Origin of the sequence: Candidatus Corynebacterium faecigallinarum (assembly GCF_052264515.1) — a bacterium.
In the GTDB taxonomy this organism is placed as follows: domain Bacteria; phylum Actinomycetota; class Actinomycetes; order Mycobacteriales; family Mycobacteriaceae; genus Corynebacterium; species Corynebacterium faecigallinarum.
In genome coordinates this window covers 1-16,223 of the sequence record NZ_JBQQOC010000036.1, presented here as the reverse complement: position 1 = coordinate 16,223, position 16,223 = coordinate 1, and the positions used below count along the sequence as shown (strand labels likewise).

The 16,223-nt window shown below is 66.0% G+C and carries 19 protein-coding genes; 8 read left to right on the top strand and 11 right to left on the bottom strand.

Annotated features, from left to right (window positions below; all coding sequences use genetic code 11):
- The coding region (locus ACTXPP_RS13140; protein ID WP_443342531.1) for an acyl-CoA dehydrogenase family protein at nucleotides 1-1,109 on the top strand (1,109 nt) is incomplete at its 5' end.
- A 165-nt stretch (nucleotides 1,110-1,274) separates the two neighbouring features.
- Here the strand turns inward: ACTXPP_RS13140 and ACTXPP_RS13135 are convergent.
- From ACTXPP_RS13135 to glyA, 3 genes are all read right to left on the bottom strand, one after another.
- Nucleotides 1,275-2,060, bottom strand: a complete 786-nt coding sequence (locus tag ACTXPP_RS13135; RefSeq protein WP_301497264.1) for an enoyl-CoA hydratase/isomerase family protein — start codon at nucleotides 2,058-2,060, stop codon at nucleotides 1,275-1,277.
- Nucleotides 2,061-2,080: 20 nt separating this feature from the next.
- A complete protein-coding gene (locus ACTXPP_RS13130) occupies nucleotides 2,081-2,728 on the bottom strand; it encodes an isochorismatase family protein (RefSeq protein WP_301497266.1) in 648 nt (215 codons plus the stop codon).
- Nucleotides 2,729-2,813: 85 nt separating this feature from the next.
- Nucleotides 2,814-4,124, bottom strand: coding sequence for a serine hydroxymethyltransferase (gene glyA / locus ACTXPP_RS13125; protein ID WP_301497268.1), 1,311 nt, complete (start codon nucleotides 4,122-4,124; stop codon nucleotides 2,814-2,816).
- Nucleotides 4,125-4,227: 103 nt separating this feature from the next.
- On the opposite strand from glyA, the gene coaA reads away from it, so the two are divergent.
- Entirely contained in the window at nucleotides 4,228-5,160 is a 933-nt protein-coding gene (gene coaA / locus ACTXPP_RS13120) for a type I pantothenate kinase (protein WP_301497270.1), read from the top strand.
- A gap of 18 nt (nucleotides 5,161-5,178) precedes the next feature.
- On the opposite strand, the gene ACTXPP_RS13115 is transcribed toward coaA, so the two are convergent.
- Genes ACTXPP_RS13115 through mca form a run of 3 tightly spaced genes read right to left on the bottom strand, consistent with a single transcriptional unit; the run spans nucleotide 5,179 to nucleotide 7,316 of the window.
- The gene (locus tag ACTXPP_RS13115; protein WP_301497272.1) at nucleotides 5,179-5,934 is read right to left on the bottom strand and encodes an isoprenyl transferase; all 756 of its coding nucleotides are present in this window, start codon (nucleotides 5,932-5,934) and stop codon (nucleotides 5,179-5,181) included.
- Nucleotides 5,931-6,407: a hypothetical protein gene (locus tag ACTXPP_RS13110; RefSeq protein WP_443342529.1), complete on the bottom strand. Its 477-nt coding sequence runs from the start codon at nucleotides 6,405-6,407 to the stop codon at nucleotides 5,931-5,933. Before ACTXPP_RS13110 ends, ACTXPP_RS13115 begins: the two co-directional genes overlap by 4 nt.
- Before the next feature lie 3 nt (nucleotides 6,408-6,410).
- Entirely contained in the window at nucleotides 6,411-7,316 is a 906-nt protein-coding gene (mca, locus tag ACTXPP_RS13105; RefSeq protein WP_301497275.1) for a mycothiol conjugate amidase Mca, read from the bottom strand.
- 174 nt (nucleotides 7,317-7,490) lie between these two features.
- Between mca and ACTXPP_RS13100 the strand changes: the two genes are divergently transcribed.
- Nucleotides 7,491-7,925, top strand: coding sequence for a DUF4307 domain-containing protein (locus tag ACTXPP_RS13100; RefSeq protein ID WP_443342528.1), 435 nt, complete (start codon nucleotides 7,491-7,493; stop codon nucleotides 7,923-7,925).
- A 146-nt stretch (nucleotides 7,926-8,071) separates the two neighbouring features.
- Nucleotides 8,072-8,593, top strand: coding sequence for a transcription elongation factor GreA (gene greA / locus ACTXPP_RS13095; RefSeq protein ID WP_301496883.1), 522 nt, complete (start codon nucleotides 8,072-8,074; stop codon nucleotides 8,591-8,593).
- 479 nt (nucleotides 8,594-9,072) lie between these two features.
- Here greA and ACTXPP_RS13090 read toward each other — a convergent pair whose 3' ends face one another.
- On the bottom strand, nucleotides 9,073-9,945 hold the full coding sequence (locus tag ACTXPP_RS13090; protein ID WP_301496881.1) for a Bax inhibitor-1/YccA family protein: 873 nt from the start codon (nucleotides 9,943-9,945) through the stop codon (nucleotides 9,073-9,075).
- A 280-nt stretch (nucleotides 9,946-10,225) separates the two neighbouring features.
- Between ACTXPP_RS13090 and ACTXPP_RS13085 the strand changes: the two genes are divergently transcribed.
- The gene (locus ACTXPP_RS13085; protein ID WP_301496879.1) at nucleotides 10,226-11,809 is read left to right on the top strand and encodes a succinic semialdehyde dehydrogenase; all 1,584 of its coding nucleotides are present in this window, start codon (nucleotides 10,226-10,228) and stop codon (nucleotides 11,807-11,809) included.
- Between the two features lie 32 nt (nucleotides 11,810-11,841).
- Complete coding sequence (locus tag ACTXPP_RS13080; RefSeq protein WP_443342526.1) at nucleotides 11,842-12,651, top strand: class I SAM-dependent methyltransferase; 810 nt, start codon at nucleotides 11,842-11,844, stop codon at nucleotides 12,649-12,651.
- A 1-nt stretch (nucleotide 12,652) separates the two neighbouring features.
- On the opposite strand, the gene ACTXPP_RS13075 is transcribed toward ACTXPP_RS13080, so the two are convergent.
- From ACTXPP_RS13075 to ACTXPP_RS13065, 3 genes are read right to left on the bottom strand one after another with little or no spacing between them, the layout of a single operon-like run.
- The gene (locus ACTXPP_RS13075) at nucleotides 12,653-12,853 is read right to left on the bottom strand and encodes a YhaZ family DNA alkylation repair protein (protein ID WP_504430078.1); all 201 of its coding nucleotides are present in this window, start codon (nucleotides 12,851-12,853) and stop codon (nucleotides 12,653-12,655) included.
- Nucleotides 12,854-12,865: 12 nt separating this feature from the next.
- Nucleotides 12,866-13,531, bottom strand: coding sequence for a DNA alkylation repair protein (locus ACTXPP_RS13070; protein ID WP_443342523.1), 666 nt, complete (start codon nucleotides 13,529-13,531; stop codon nucleotides 12,866-12,868).
- 12 nt (nucleotides 13,532-13,543) lie between these two features.
- On the bottom strand, nucleotides 13,544-14,251 hold the full coding sequence (locus ACTXPP_RS13065) for an SDR family oxidoreductase (RefSeq protein WP_301496872.1): 708 nt from the start codon (nucleotides 14,249-14,251) through the stop codon (nucleotides 13,544-13,546).
- Between the two features lie 58 nt (nucleotides 14,252-14,309).
- Here ACTXPP_RS13065 and ACTXPP_RS13060 point away from each other — a divergent pair, with 58 nt between their 5' ends.
- A complete protein-coding gene (locus tag ACTXPP_RS13060) occupies nucleotides 14,310-14,570 on the top strand; it encodes a hypothetical protein (RefSeq protein WP_301496870.1) in 261 nt (86 codons plus the stop codon).
- A gap of 50 nt (nucleotides 14,571-14,620) precedes the next feature.
- Nucleotides 14,621-15,391, top strand: coding sequence for a VOC family protein (locus ACTXPP_RS13055; protein WP_301496868.1), 771 nt, complete (start codon nucleotides 14,621-14,623; stop codon nucleotides 15,389-15,391).
- Here the strand turns inward: ACTXPP_RS13055 and ACTXPP_RS13050 are convergent.
- A partial coding sequence (locus ACTXPP_RS13050) for a helix-turn-helix transcriptional regulator (RefSeq protein ID WP_443342522.1) occupies nucleotides 15,332-16,223 on the bottom strand: 892 nt, incomplete at its 5' end. The genes ACTXPP_RS13055 and ACTXPP_RS13050 overlap by 60 nt on opposite strands.

The following is a 16,223-nucleotide window of genomic DNA, read 5'->3' as shown; positions in this document are numbered from 1 at the left end:
AGGGCTTCGTCGAGACCGAGGTTCGTCCCCACGTCGACCGCTGGCACGAGCAGGGCTACAGCGACCGCTCCATGTTCAAGGCAGCCGGCGACCTCGGCCTGCTCGGTATCACCTCCCCCGAGGAGTTCGGTGGCGGCGGCATGCCCGACTACCGCTTCAACGCCATCCTCTCCGAGGAGCTCGCCGAAGCCGACTGTGGTTCGGTCATCGTCTCCCTCCAGGTGATCAACGACCTGGTCATCCCCTACCTCGAGCGCTTCGCCAACGACGAGCAGAAGGAGCGCTTCCTGCGTCCACTGTGCGCCGGTGACAAGATTGCCGCCATCGCGATGACCGAGCCGGGCGCCGGTGCCGACCTGGCCGGCATCCGCTCCACCGCCCCGAAGGACGAGGACGGTAACTACGTCCTCAACGGCTCCAAGACCTTCATCTCCAACGGCATCCAGGCCGACTTCACCATCGTCGTCGCCATCACCGACCCGTCCAAGGGCCGTGCCGGTGTCTCCCTGCTCATCGTCGAAGAGGGCATGGAAGGCTACACCAAGGCCGCTCCGCTGAAGAAGGTCGGACTGAAGGCCCAGGACACCGCTGAGCTGTCCTTCGAGGACGTCAAGGTCCCCGCCGAGAACCTGCTGGGCGAAGAGGGTGCCGGCTTCGGTTACCTGCGTACCAACCTGGCCCAGGAGCGCGTCTCCATCGCCGTTGGTTCCATCGCCACCTCCCGCCGTGCCTTCGACCTGGTCTACAAGCACTCCCAGGAGCGCAAGACCTTCGGCAACCGTCTGGTCGACCACCAGGCCTACCGCTGGGAGCTGGCCAAGATGGCCACCGAGATCCAGTCCGCGCAGTCCTTCGTCGACGCCGCCGTCGAGGCCAAGGTCAAGGGCGAGCTGGACGAGACCACCGCGTCGATGGCCAAGTACCTGACCACCGAGCTGCAGATCAAGGTCGTCAACCAGGCCGTCCAGCTGCACGGTGGCTACGGCTTCATGCTCGAGTACCCGATCTCCACCCACTACCTGGACTCCCGCGTCCAGCCGATCTACGGTGGCCCGAACGAGATCATGCTGGAGATCATCTCCCGCAAGCTGGCCAAGGGCGAGAAGTAACTCCCCCACCGTCACAGAACGACCCGAACTGAGCATCGTCCCGCTGAATCCGAGGATTCACGGGTTTCATGCTCGGTTCGGGTCGTTCGTCGTCTCCCCGGGGCCGCTGGGGCCTGCGCTGGGGGTTCCGCTGAGGACTGCTGCGGCTCCTGTGAACTTCCGCGCCTACTCCCCGCGGAACTGCGGTGCACGCTTCTCCAGGAAGGCCGCCATCGCCTCCACATGGTCTGCGGTGCGGAACAGACGCAACTGTGCGTCCCCCTCCTCGTCGGCACGGGTGTTCACCGCCTCAGCGTCGCGCACCAGCACCTTGATCTCCCGGTAGGACGCCGTGGGGCCGCCCGCGAAACGCGCTGCCAACGCCGCCACAGCACCATCGAGTTCGTCCGGCTCCACCACCGAGGTCACGATACCGAGGGCGGCCGCGTCGGACGCCGGGATCTTCTCGTCCAACAGCAGCAGTTCCAGGGCTTTCGCCTGGCCCACCGCGTCGGTCAACGACCGGGACAGCCCACTGTCCGTGGCCAACCCGACACCGCTGAAAGCTCCCTTGAGACTGGCGGTGGACGCCATCACCCGGAAATCGCACGCCATGGTGATCCCCCAGCCGGCCCCGGCGGCCGGGCCCTGGATGGCGGCGATGACCGGAACCGGGATGGACAGCAGGGCAGCCATCATCGGGTTGTACTCGGCGGTCACCTTGTCGGCACCGGTGCCCTCCTTGGCATCCGTCAGTTGTTCCTTGAGGTCCTGTCCGGAACAGAACGCCTTGCCGGAGGCCGCCACGACGACGACACGGACCTCCCCACCGGCGGCGGAGTCGGTTGCCGCAGCGGTAAAGGCGTCGATCAGCGCCAGGCGCAGATCGCGGTTGAGGGAGTTGTAGGCGTCCGGACGGTTGATCGTGATGGTCCGGACGCCCTGGTCAGTGTGAATGTCGACAAGGCTCATAGCCTCTGAATCTATCTCGCTCAGCGCACCTGGACCCCGACAATCGCCATCTGGTCGACCGCCATCGCCGCCCCGGTGACAGACACCGGGGAACACAACTCGCTGAGCAACTCCACCTCGAACCCTTCGGCCACCGCGTCCAGCGCTGTGGCGCGCACACAGAAGTCCGTGGCGATACCGCACACCGCCACCTCACGGATCCCCCGGGCGCGCAACCAGTCCGCCAACAGGGCAGGCTCGTCAGCGGTGCCATAAGTGCCGTCTGTGCCGTCGGCGCCATCGGTGCCGTCGGCACCCTCCAGGTGCCCCTCGAAACCGGAGTAGGCCGCGGTGTACTCCCCCTTGAGGAACCAGGCGTCGATCAGGGAGGTGTCCAATCCTTCGTGCACCTCCGCACCCGGGCTGCCGACCACGCAGTGCACCGGCCAGGTCTCCTGGAAATCCGGCTCGGTGCCCTCGGGTGCGAAGTGCCCCGCCGGGTCGATGTGCCAGTCCTTCGTCCCGACAACCACGTCATACGAGGAACCGCCATCCCTGTCACCCTGCGAACGCAGGTGTGCGGTGATGGCGGCAGCGACCTCGGCACCCTTGTCGGTGGCCAGGGATCCCCCCGGACAGAAGTCCTTCTGGACGTCGACGACGATCAGGGCCCGCTGGGTGTCATTCATGGCACCCCAGCCTAGTCCAACCCCGTCCCCTGGTTCAGCGGCCGAGCCCAGGGTCTGGGCACAAGGTCTGTGCTCAGGTCCTCAGCTAAGCCAGCTTCCAGTCTTCCAGGCCCGGGTACAGCGGGAACTCCGCGGCGACCTTGTCGACACGGGCACGCAGTGCAGCGGTGTCGGCGGACTTCCCCTGCGCCAGGGCGGTACCGATGACGTCGGCGACCTCGGTGAAGGCGGCGGCGTCCAGGCCACGGGAGGCCAGGGCGGAGGTACCGATACGCAGGCCGGAGGTGACCATCGGCGGACGCGGGTCGAACGGCACGGCGTTGCGGTTGACGGTGATGCCCACCTCGTGCAGCAGATCCTCGGCATCCTGACCGTTGAGCTCGGAGTTGCGCAGGTCCGCGAGCACCAGGTGCACGTCGGTGCCACCGGTGAGAACCTGCACACCGGCATCCACGGCGTCCTTACCGGTCAGACGCTCGGCGACGATTTTCGCGCCTTCCAGGGTGCGGGCCTGACGGTCACGGAAGTCATCGGTCTGGGCGACCTTCATGGCCACGGCCTTGGCGGCGATCACGTGCATCAGCGGACCACCCTGCTGGCCCGGGAAGACTGCGGAGTTCAGCTTCTTGTGCAGGTCCAGGTCATTGGTCACGATCATGCCGGAACGCGGACCACCCAGGGTCTTGTGCACGGTGGTGGAGGTGACGTCGGCGTAGGGCACCGGGCTCGGGTGCAGGTCGGCGGCGACGAGACCGGCGAAGTGGGCCATGTCCACCCACAGCTTCGCACCGACCTCGTCGGCGATCTCGCGGAAGGCAGCGAAATCCTGGTGGCGCGGGTAGGCCGACCAGCCGCCGATGATGACCTGCGGCTTCTCCTTGATGGCCTGCTCACGGACCTTGTCCATGTCGATCCGGAAGGTCTCCGGGTCGACCTCGTAGGCGGCGACGTCGTACAGCTTGCCGGAGAAGTTCAGCTTCATACCGTGGGTCAGGTGACCACCATGGGCCAGGGACAGCCCCAGGATCTTGTCACCCGGGTTGGCCAGGGCCATCAGCACCGCGGCGTTGGCCTGGGCACCGGAGTGCGGCTGCACGTTGGCGTACTTCGCGCCGAACACGGCCTTCGCACGGTCACGGGCGAGGTCCTCGATGATGTCGACGTTTTCGCAACCGCCGTAGTAACGGCGACCCGGGTAACCCTCGGCGTACTTGTTGGTCAGCACGGAGCCCTGCGCCTGGAGTACGGCCCGCGGGACAAAGTTCTCACTGGCGATCATCTCGAGCGTGTCGCGCTGGCGGGACAGCTCACCGGCGATGGCCGCGGCCACCTCCGGATCGAAATCGTTCAGGTCAGCGTTGTGCTGGGACTGGTCCGGGTGATTCGTCTGACTCATAGGGTGGGATCGCCTTTCACGTTGGCCGTGGTGGAACAGGGTGGAGATGGGCAGTCGTATCTCAGATTAGTCGAATACCCCGCAAAGGAGCACAATAGCCCCCATGTCCGCTCCCTCCGTCCCCGGCGACCACTCTCCGTACATCGAACTCGACCGCTCACAGTGGCAGACCCTGCGCAAGTCGATGCCGCAGGTGCTCAGCCCCGCCGAGCTGGAGGAGTTACGCGGTGTCGGGGAAGACATCGACATAGACGAGGTCAGCGAGGTCTACCTTCCGCTGTCCCGCCTGATCGACCTTCGGTTCCAGGCGATGCGGCGGCTCAACGACGCCACCGAGACCTTCCTCGGCGAGGACATGCCCCACGTGCCGTTCATCATCGGTGTCTCCGGCTCCGTCGCCGTCGGAAAATCCACCACCGCCCGACTGCTTCAGGTGCTGCTCCAGCGATGGGAGTCGCGGCCGCGCGTGGACCTGATCACCACCGACGGCTTCCTCTACCCGGCGAGCGAACTCAACCGCCGCCATATGATGGGACGCAAGGGCTACCCGGAGAGCTACGACCAGAAGGCACTGCTGAAGTTCGTCACCGCGGTGAAGTCCGGCGCCCCGTCCGTGCCGGCGCCGGTGTACTCCCACGAGAAGTACGACCGCCTGGACGAGGTACACACCGTGGACCGCCCCGACATCCTCATCGTCGAGGGACTCAATGTGCTGCAGACCGGTCCGACCCTGATGGTCTCGGACCTCTTCGACTTCTCGGTGTACGTCGACGCCGACCGGGGGGACATCGAACGCTGGTACGTCGAGCGCTTCCTGAAGCTGAAGAACACTGCTTTCCGCCAGCCCGGTGCCCACTTCCACTACTACGCCAGCCTCTCCGACGAGGATGCCCGGGTCGTGGCCCGGGAGATCTGGCAGACGGTGAACCTGCCGAACCTGGTGGAGAACATCCTGCCGACCCGCGTGCGGGCGTCGCTGGTGATGCACAAAGGACCGGACCACCTGGTGGAGTCGGTCCGGATGCGCAAGATCTAGGGCCGGTTGCCGGCCCGACTACTTGCCGAAACGGCGCTGTCGACCGCTGAAATCACGCAGGGCGCGCAGGAAGTCCAGACGCCGGAACGCCGGCCAGTAGGTGTCGGTGAACCAGATCTCGGAGTAGGCCGACTGCCAGAGCAGGAAGCCGGACAACCGCTGCTCGCCGGACGTCCTGATGACCAGGTCCGGATCCGGCTGGCCGGAGGTGTACAGGTGGTCACCGATCGCCTCATCAGTGATGTGGGTGCTCATCTCGGCAGCCTCGATGCCCTTGGACGCGAGCTCGTCGACGAGGTTCTGGACGGCGTCGACGATCTCCTGGCGTCCGCCGTAACCGACGGCGACGTTGACGTGCACACCGTCGTGGTTGGACGTGCGGGCCTCGGCCTGCACCATCCGCTCGCGCAGCTCCTCGGGCAACAGTTCCATGCGCCCCATGACGTGCAGGCGGAACTTTCCCTTCGCCGCGGCGAGTTCATCGGAGACATCCCCGATGATGCCCATCAGCAGGCCGAGTTCCTCGGCGCTGCGCCGCAGGTTCTCGGTGCTCAGCAGGTAGACGGTGACAGCCTCGATGTCCTGCTCATCGCACCAGTCGACGACCTCGACGATCTTCTTCGCCCCCACCCGGTGCCCGTGGGAGACGTCGGTGAAACCATTCTCCTTCGCCCAACGGCGGTTCCCGTCACACATGATCGCGACATGCTTGGGACGGTTCCGACCTCGCAGCTGCCGCTGCAGTCGCCGCTCGTAGAGGGTGTAGAGAATCACCGGGGTGCGTCCTTGGAGGGGTCGGTGGTGGACGGGTCCGCAGCCGGGTCCTCGTTGTCGACATCCTCGTTACCGTCCGCTGCCTGCTGCTCGGCCAGGGTCGCGCTCAATGCGTCCGGCCCGTAGAGACGGTTCTCGTCGCCGACGGAGGCATCCAACGAAGCGTCCAACGTGGCGTCGGTGGCCGCGACGGAGCGTCCCGACACCGCCCCCTCCTGGGCCATGCGACGGTCGATGGCGTCGATGTCGAAGGGGTCCAACCCGTGGAGCTCAGCGAAGAGCTGACGCTGCTTCATTTTCTTCATCCGCCGGTTGAAGAACACACCGATCGCCAGAATCGCCACCAGCAGGCCGACGATGACCAGCAGGCCGACCGGGGCTGCCTTGCCGAACTCGGGGCCCTGCGGACCATCGTGGACCTGCTCCTGGGCAAGGACGGAGACAGTGGATACGAACGGGGAAACCTGCGACATACATCAAACCTTACCGTCGGCGGTGACACCGGCGAAAAGATCGTCCTCCGGCAGCGGCGCATGCACCCTGGAGCGGGCGAGCTCGAACTCCTCGGTGGGCCAGATACGCTGCTGCACCTCCGTGGGAACCGCGAAGAACGGACCATTCGGGTCGATCTGTGTGGCGTGGGCCCGAAGGGCGTCATCCCGCTTGTCGAACCAGGCCGCACAGTCCACACGGGTGGTGACCCGGGGCATGATGTCCGGCAGATCCTGCCACCGATCCAGAGCACGGAACGCCCGCCCGTCACCCTCCTCCAGATCCGCCTTGGCCAGCAACTCGAAGCGACGCCGGATGAACCCGTGGGTGTAGTACACCTTCTGCACCTCCCACGGCTCCCCGATCTCCGGGTGGTAGGACGCATCGGCAGCGGCATCGTAGGCACGCATGCTCACCGCGTGCGACTTCAGGTGGTCGGGGTGTGGGTAACCGCCGTTCTCGTCGTAGGTGATGATCACGTGCGGTCGGAACTCCCTGATCACCCGGGTCATGTCCAGGGTGGCCTGCTCGGTGTCGGCCAGGGCGAAGCAGCCCTCCGGCAACGGTGGCAGCGGGTCGCCCTCGGGCAGCCCCGAGTCGACGTACCCCAGCCACCGGTGGGACACCCCGAGGTGCCGGGCGGCCTGCGCCATCTCCTCGAGCCGGATGTCGTTCATCCGCTCCAGGACCCCGGGGACGTCCATCTCCGGGTTCAGGATGCTGCCGCGCTCACCCCCGGTACACGTGAGAACCATGACCTGCACACCTTCATGAGCGTAACGGGCCATGGTGGCGGCCCCTTTGCTCGACTCATCGTCCGGGTGCGCATGAATCGCCAGCAGACGCAGTCCCGTTCGGTCCCGGTCGCCGGACAGCCCACGGTCTGTCACCGGATGCACCTCTTCTCCAGTCTCTCCTGCTGCACTGCAGTGGTGCGCGCCGGTCATCTGACCGTCTTGAACGCACCGTTCGCACGATCGTGCTCGACGCTCCCCAGCCTACAACTTCCCCCGGACACCAACCTCGACTTCCCTCCCCGCAGCGCACCGCATACGATCGGAGGAATGAGCAAGGCGACCTACGGATCCGCGCGCAGCGACGGTGTCAGCGGAAAAATCATCGTGATCGGCATCGTGATCTTCACGGTCGCCGTCGGCATCTACGTTTTTTCCCAGTGGAACAACAGCACCAGCAGCGACACCTCCGGCACCATCGCCGGATACGAGGCGGTCGAGGGCGAGGACGCCCTGCGGTTGACCGTCGACATCACCCGCGATGATTCCGACAAGCCGGCGCTGTGCATCATCACCGCACTCGATGAATCCACGGCCGAGGTCGGACGCCGCGAGGCCGTCGTCGCCGCCGGTGGCAGCGACACCACCCGCCTGGTCGTCGACGTCCCGACCCACACCAACGCCGTCGCTGGTGACGTCTACGGCTGCTCCACGGTCTTCCCGTCCTACCTGGACGACTCGGTCGACACCCCGTCCGTCAAGTAGACCTCACCGACCTCCCCGGGAACACCGGCGCACCATGCGCCGGTCGAGTCGGAGCCCAGTGATACACTGTGCCCCGACTGAACAACCATCATTCACCGACTCTGTGGTCAACACTGTGGTCGACCTGCAGGAGGACACGAACGCTCATGGCAGACAACCAGACGACCTGGCTCACCCAGGAATCCTTCGACCGGCTGAACGACGAGCTGGCCGGGCTGAAGGCCAACCGTCCCGCGCTGGCCGCCGAAATCAACGAGCGGCGTGAAGAGGGCGATCTCAAGGAGAACGCCGGCTACCACACCGCCCGCGAGCAGCAGGGCCAGGAGGAGGCGCGCATTGTCTACCTCGAGGAGCTGCTGGACAACGCCACCATCGGCCAGGCCCCGGCAGAGTCCGGTGTGGCCCTGGTCGGATCCGTCGTCCACGTCTACTACGACGGTGACGAGGACGACAAGGAGACCTTCCTGATCGGAACCCGCGGCCTGGAGTCCTCCAACCCGGACCTGGAGACCTACTCCACCGACGCCCCGCTGGGCGCCGCACTGGTCGGCGCCAAGGAAGGCGAGACCCGGGAGTACCAGGGCCCCACCGGTATCGACATCTCCGTCACCCTGGTCAAGGCAGAGCCCTACGACCCGGACCGCGACATCCCCCGCGCCGAGCAGTAGGATTCCCCCGCGACGGCGACAGCGAGGCTGTCCCCGCCCACGCCGGCCGGGCCATGCAACACCAGCTGGCCGGTCATCGGCGGATGACCCTGCCCGGCCCCACGCCAACCCGGCTCTCCCTAGTGATGGGAGAGCCGGGTTCTCGCATTCCTGCCCTCTCCCTTCCTGTTTTCCCGTCCCAGGATGCGTGATATCCCCGGCTCGGCAATGCATCACACCTCCGGCGTTTTCCATATACTGAGACCTGCAGTTCAGAGCATTTTCCTGGACGGTATCGCAAGCGAAGAGGTGTGACGGATTACCCCGTATCGTCTCAGCACCTTCCGTACCTGACCATGTCTCCCGGGGCTCAGACACACCCAGACACAGCGCAGCCGCCACGGCACATGCCGTGGCGGCTGTCGGTCACAGTTGCGGGACCGGACGGTTCCGGTCAGATACTGGCCTGGGCCAGCGAGTGCCATCCTGGCACAGTCTGCCTAATTGTTGTTGAAGTACGACAGCAGACGCAGGATCTCCGTGTACAGCCAGACCAGCGTGACCGCCAGCCCCAGGGCGACACCCCAGGCGTAGCGGGACGGGGCGCCGGCGCGGATCAGCTTGTCCGCCTGGTCGAAGTCGACAAGGAAGCTCAGCGCAGCCAGGCCGATGCAGACCAGGGAGAAGATGATGGCGATCGGGCCGCCGTCGCGCAGCATGCTGGCCTCACCCGTGAACAGGGAGTACACCAGGTTGCCCAGCACCAGGATCAGCACGCCGACCAGAGCGCCGACCAGCATCTTGGTGAACTTCGGGGTGACCCGGATCGCTCCGGTCTTGTAGACGACCAGCATGCCCACGAAGACACCCATGGTGCCCAGCACGGCCTGGAAGATCAGCGCGCCGCCGTCGGCACCGCCGACATTGGCACCAGCGAAGATGTAGGTGAAACCACCGACGAAGAGGCCCTCGAAGGCCGCGTAGACCAGGGTGACGACCGGGGAGCCGAACTTCTTGCCGAAAGCGGAGACGAGCACGGCGACCAGGCCACCGATGGCACCGACCATGGTCAGCGTCATGGCCAGCGACGGGTTGCTGGTACCGATCGCGAAGTTCACCGCGGCCATGACAACGATGACCGCCAGGGTGATACCCGTCTTGGTGACGACGTCGTCAATGGTCATCGGACGGTCGGAGGTACCGGCCGACGCGCCGTAGTTGGGCGACTGCTGGTAGCCCTGGGAGTCCTGGCCCGGGCCACCCCACTGGCCACCGGCAGACTGGTAACCCTGCTGGTAGGCCGCAGACTGGCCGCGCTGACCTTCGCCTTCGGCCTTCGTCAGCGAACTCATGTATGGATTCGAACTTCTCACTGTGCGTCCTGTCCTATCGTCAAGGTTCAACTTCTCCCCCGTGGTGTCGTCCGCCGACGTAAGAGCGGCGTCGACAGCTACGGTGACTGATATACACCCTAACAACGCGCGAGCAGCGCGCTGTGTTCCCGCCCGCGGTTCCGGCCCGACGTTCCCGCTGGACGTCCCCACCCGACACCGTGCCTGTCGCATCCCGGTGGCAGTGGGGCTGACCAACTTCTGTCCTGTTTGTTCCACAAACCCACAACATGCCCCCGACAAGTGGGTTAGTGTCATTCTCATGTCGAAAAATCGCCTTTCACTTGGCCCCCTTCCCGAAGCGCTCGCTGAAGAGCTGCGGGGGCTGACTGTCAACGCCACCACCGGAAGCTGCGACAGTGGAGACCGTCTCGAGATCGAAGGTCCCTTCACCGGCGAGACGATCGGCTGGGTCGGTCGCGGCGGCGAGGAAGAGGTCACCGAGGCCTTCCGTCGCGCGCGCGTCGCCCAGCAGCGCTGGGAGAAGGTTGACCCGCGCGCCCGCGGCAAGATCCTGCTGAAGTTCCACGACCTTCTGCTGAAGAACCGTGAACTGTTGATGGACGTCATCCAGCTGGAGACCGGCAAGAGCCGTGACTCCGCCTACGAAGAGCTGATGCACTGCGCAGTCACCGCCCGCTACTACGGCAACCAGACCCACAAGATCCTCAAGTCCAAGCGTCGCGCCGGTGCGATCCCGGTCGTCACCAAGTCCACCGAGCGCCACATCCCCAAGGGCGTCATCGGCCAGATCAGCCCCTGGAACTACCCGCTGACCCTGGCGGTCTCCGACTCCCTGCCGGCCCTGGCCGCTGGTAACGCCCTGGTCGCCAAGCCAGACTCGTCCACCCCGTTCTCCGCCCTGATCGCCTACAAGTTCCTCTTCGAGGCAGGTATGCCGCGCGACCTCGTCCAGCTGGTCACCGGCCCGGGCCGCATCGTCGGTGAAGGTATCGCCGCACAGGCCGACTACCTCATGTTCACCGGCTCCACCGAGACCGGTAGGCACCTCGGCGAGATCGCCGGTCGTCGTCTGATCGGCTACTCCGCCGAGCTGGGCGGGAAGAACCCGATGATCGTCACCAAGGACGCCAACGTCGACAAGATCATGCCGGGTGTGCTGACCGGTTGCTTCTCGAACTCCGGCCAGCTGTGTGTCTCCATCGAGCGCATCTACGCCCACAAGGATGTCTACGACGAGTTCGTCGAGAAGTTCGGCAAGGCCACCCAGGACTTCCGGCTCGGCGCCGGTTTCGACTGGAACGTCGAGATGGGCTCCCTGGTCGGTGCCGGCCAGATGTCCACGGTCGAGAAGTTCGTCGACGATGCCGTCGACAAGGGTGCGACCCTGGTCGCCGGCGGCAAGGCCCGCCCGGACCTCGGCCCGTACTTCTACGAGCCCACCGTGTTCACCGACGTCTCCGACGAGGTCATGCTCAAGCGTGACGAGGTCTTCGGCCCGGTCGTCTACGTCGAGAAGGTCGAGTCCCACGACGAGGCCGTCGAGAAGGCCAACGACACCGACTACGGTCTGAACTCCTCGGTCTTCGGCCCGACGAAGACGGCCACCAGTGTCGCCGAGAGGATCTACTCCGGCACGGTGAACATCAACGACGGTTACGCCGCAGCCTTCGCCTCGGTAGACAACGAGATGGGCGGTACCCGCGAGTCCGGTCAGGGCCGCCGCCAGGGTAAGCAGGGCCTGCTGAAGTACACCGAGACCCAGAACGTCACCGACCAGCGCGTCCTGCCGATCCGTGGCCCGGTGTTCCTCAAGCCCCGCGCCTACTCCCTTGTCATGTCCACGCTGCTGCAGCTGGGTAAGACCTTCAAGATCCTGAAGTAGCACCCCTCAAGACACACGGTAGTATCGTCCGCATGTCGGACGACCCCTCCCCGAACCCCGCCAACCGTATGGTCGGCGGGGTTCAGCGTCGTCACTGGGACGGCGACGCCGCGCGCTACCACAGCGACCACGCCGACTACCTCGACACCTTCCACTGGTGCCCGGAGCGACTCACCGAGGCCGACGCTCGACTGCTCGGCGATCCAGAAGAGTTGGCAGGACGCACCGTCGTCGAGGTTGGCTGCGGTTCCGCGCCGTGTGCGGGGTGGTTGGCGCGGACCACCGAGGCACATGTCATCGGCCTGGATGTATCGATGGGTATGTTGCAGCGTGCGGCCCCGGGATCGGGAGTGTCCCTGCTCCAATCCGACGCCGCCGAGTTGCCGCTGGCCACCGGCACGGTGGACCGGCTGTTCTCCTCCTTCGGCGCCTACCCCTTCATCGCTGATCTTCCCGCCGCTCTGTCGGAGGTATCCCGGGTGCTGTCACCAGAGGGCTGGGCGGTGGTCGCGGTGAACCACCCCTCGGCATGGATATTCCCGGATGATCCGGACAGTCTCACCGCCGAGATCCCCTACTTCCAGGACGCTTACCTGGAGTTCGACGGAGACGGTGGTGATGCCACAGCGTCCTCCCCTGCTGTCGGGCAGCTGCGCTACGCGGAGTTCCACCACACCATGGGCGACTGGATCCATGCGGTAACTACCGCGGGACTGACCCTGGTGGATCTCGTGGAACCAGAGTGGACACCAGGGACCCCGGACTGGGGTCAGTGGTCACAGCGTCGCGGCGAGATCTTCCCCGGCACCGCAATCTTCATCCTCGCCCCGGGCGCACGCTGAGCTAAAACATCGCGTCGTCTGCGTCGAGAAGAGTGAAATTCTCCAGCTCCGTGGGAGCACCGTTCGCCTGGACGGTGAGCCCCTGCTCACTCGGGTGGTAACGGCGCGTCTGCACCACCCTGAAGGTGTGCTTCTTCGACACGGTCGCGCTCTCACCAGCTTCGACGGTCACGCGCCCCATCTTGAACGTCGTCGGACGCATCGTCCCGTCGGCCTAACGGTAATGCACCTGGTAGTCGACGACCACGTCCCGTGCATTCTCACCGGTGTTGCCGACCATGGCGCTGATCGTCATCGTCTCCCCCACCTTCGGAGAGTCCGTGTCCAGTGCGACATCGGTGATCGCGATCGACGGATCGGGCTCGGCACCAATCAATGACAGCGCACCGTGGTGTCCGGCCTTGATCAGCCCGCGCAGCCCCTTGGTCACGACCCAGGTCGCCCGCTGTATGTCCTCGGCATCCTCCAGCCACCGACAGGCGGTCTCCACCGCCAGTTCGGGATGGTCCTTGGAGATGTCGTTCAAGTTGTTCGCGACCGAGGTCCGGACGTAGACCGACGAGTCCTCGACGAGCCGGCTGACGATGCGGATCACCGGCTCGGGGTCCTCGATGAACTGTGGGAGCTGCGAGTGCCACGGCAGCCGGGGCCGGATCCCCTCGGAGGCGAGCCGCCGCACATTGTGGCTGTCGGATCCCGCCCACTGTTCCACCTGCTCCATGGTCTCCTTGGGCCAGCGCATGAGGTAGGGGCGGATGGCGAACTCACCGGTGTAGCGCCGGGTGGTCTGCTCGATGGCGGCGAGGGATTCCTGCGGGTGCTCGAGGCCGTACTCCTCGACGATCCGACGGGCGCAGTCACCGGTGAAGTAGTCCTTCATCGCCGCTGTCCGTTACCCGCGGACCGGTCGGACGCTGACCTCTTCGACGATGGCCTCGTCGGTGGTGTCCACGGCCAGACGCACTGCGGCGGCGATGGATTCGGGACGCACGTAGAGCGCGCCGTCGTAGTCGGTGTTGCCACGACCGGCCTGCAGGGCGACCTGCATGTCGGTGTCCACCCGACCCGGGTGCACGGAGCTGACCCGGACGGTGCCCCGCTCCTCTTCGCGCAGGGCGTCGGTGAAGGCTCGCAGGGCGAACTTAGTCCCGGAGTACGGGCCCTGACCAGCCCCGGACTTGTAGCCGGAGCCGGAGTTGATGGCGACGACGGTGCCGTGGGTGGCACGAAGGGCGGGCAGCAGCAGCCGGGTGAGTTCGGCGAGGCCGAAGACATTGACGGCGAAGATCTCCTGCCAGGTGTCCCAGGAGGTCTCGGCAACCGGGGATTCCTGGGCAAGGCCGGCGGAGTGGACGAGGACGTCGAGGCGGTTGAGCGGACCGCCGGACTCGGGGTCGCGCAGTTCGGCGACGGCAGCAGCAATGGACTCTGGGTCGCGCAGGTCGACGTCCTGACTGGACCAGGAGATGACCCGGTGAGTACGGGAGAGATCGTCGACGATGGCGGCGCCGATGCCGCGGGAGCCACCGGTCACCAGGGCCAGGGGCACATCGGAGGGAACATTTTCAGGGTCTGGGCCGTTGTACCTGATGTCAACCATGGCCACGATCGTAGTCACCCGCTGCATCCCCGTGTCGTGCCCCAACGAAAGGACACACATGTTCGGTACAGCAATCACCGCTCTCATCTTCGGCACGATCTCAGGCGCCGGCGCCTGGTGGGCCTCCGACCAGGACCGCTGGGGATGGGCGACCATCCTCGGCGTCGTCACCCTGGTCCTCGCCATCGTCGCGATCAGCACCGCCTTTGCCGGAGCCGTCGCCGCGGTGTTCAGGCTGCTGCCGCTGCTGCTGATCATCCTGGTCGGCTGGCTCGCCTACAAGCAGTTCCAGAAGAACAAGGCCGAGTCCAACAGCTGAGGCCGTTCGAATACGCCCGAAGTTAGTGGGCCCTGTGTTACACAGAGTCCATGACCACCACACCACCAGCTTCCTTCGACCACCTCATCCACTGGGTCTCTGACCTCGATGCCGCCATTTCTTCCTATGAGGCGGCAGGTCTCGCCACCCACGCAGCACTCACGATGCCCGGTTTCCGCAACGGGGCTTGGGGCATCGACGACGAGCGCTATGTGGAGCTCGCCGCCGTCGATGACTGGGACGCCACCAAAGGGGCCACCTACGCCCGCGGCCTGGAGATCATCCGCCCGTCCATCGACGCACTCAGCGCAGACGGTGGCAACGGCGAAGGCGCTGTGACCTTCGCCGTGAACGTCCCCGACATCGACGCCACCATCGAACGGCTCCGGGCCGCCGACCACGAGATCATCGTCGACACCGTGCGCTTCGAGGATCAGGACGCCGGTTTCACCGAGGTCTTCCTGCCCGACACCCCGGGTCACGTGCCCTTCTTCATCGCCTATGACCCACCCCGCCAGGTCATCGCCCAGATGCGTGCTGACCACCGCGCCGCCCAGGGTGAGGAGCTCGACCCGGATCGTCCGGACCTCAGTGCCCTGCTGGTCGCCAGCGGATCCCCGGAGCAGGACGCACAATTCCTCGCGGACCTGCTCCAGCTCCCCGCCGACGGCACCACAGTCCCGCTGCCCGGCGCGGCCGTCCGCTTCATCGGCGACGCTCCTGAGGGCGCCACCGGCCTGTACGGTCTGGAGGTCACCGGGCTAACGGCGCCGGCCAGTCTCCACGGGATCGACGTCGTCCCGGTAGAGCGTGGCCACTGACTGCGACAGCCTCCCGAGGATCTGCCGTGCCTCCTCCGGGGCGATGACCTCGATGTCGTCGCCGAACTGCAGCAGCTGCCGCACACCCTCCACCTGCGTATAGGCGATCTCGATGCGCAGGATGCCGGAACTTTCTGTGCCCTCGTTGTCGCCGTCGCCCTCGTCGCGGACAGTCATCAACCGTGAGCCGACGATCCTCCGTGCCAGATCCAGACTCCCCCGCTTCAGATGGGCGGTGACAACCGTCGTCTCCCGCGGCTGCTCGAGGTTGTGGGCCAGCTCAGCCACCACCGATTCCAGGGTCTCCGAGGGACGCAGCCGCCGCGGCGCATCGACAACCTCCCAGGAGGCCAGTCGTTCCACGGCGTACATGCGCGGGGTCCCGTCGCGGTCCGCGACCAGGTACCAGCGTCCTCCCCTGCTCAGTAGCCCGTAGGGGTCGACGATCCGCGGCGTGGTCGCGTCCTCGCCGCTGCGTCGGTAGACGATGGACAGGCGGTTACCGCTGCGGACGTCCCCCGCGAGCGCAGCGACATCCCCGGTCTCCGTCTCCTGAGCCGGCACCGCGGAGAACCACGGCCGGTTGTCGATGGTCACCACCTGGGACAGCGAGAGCGCAGCAGGACGGTGGCTCTGCCTGCCGCTGCCGCGTGAGCTCGTCCCGGAGAGCTTCCCCAGCGCTGCGGTCGCCAGTGCCTCCTGCCCCAATTCCGCCGCACGATCGGCGTCCAGTCCGGTGATCTGCAGCAGATCCTTCTCACGGGTCGACAACCCCGAGACCGGGAACCGTCCGCTGGGCAGCACGGAAACCCCGCCGTAGCGCCCTGGCTCG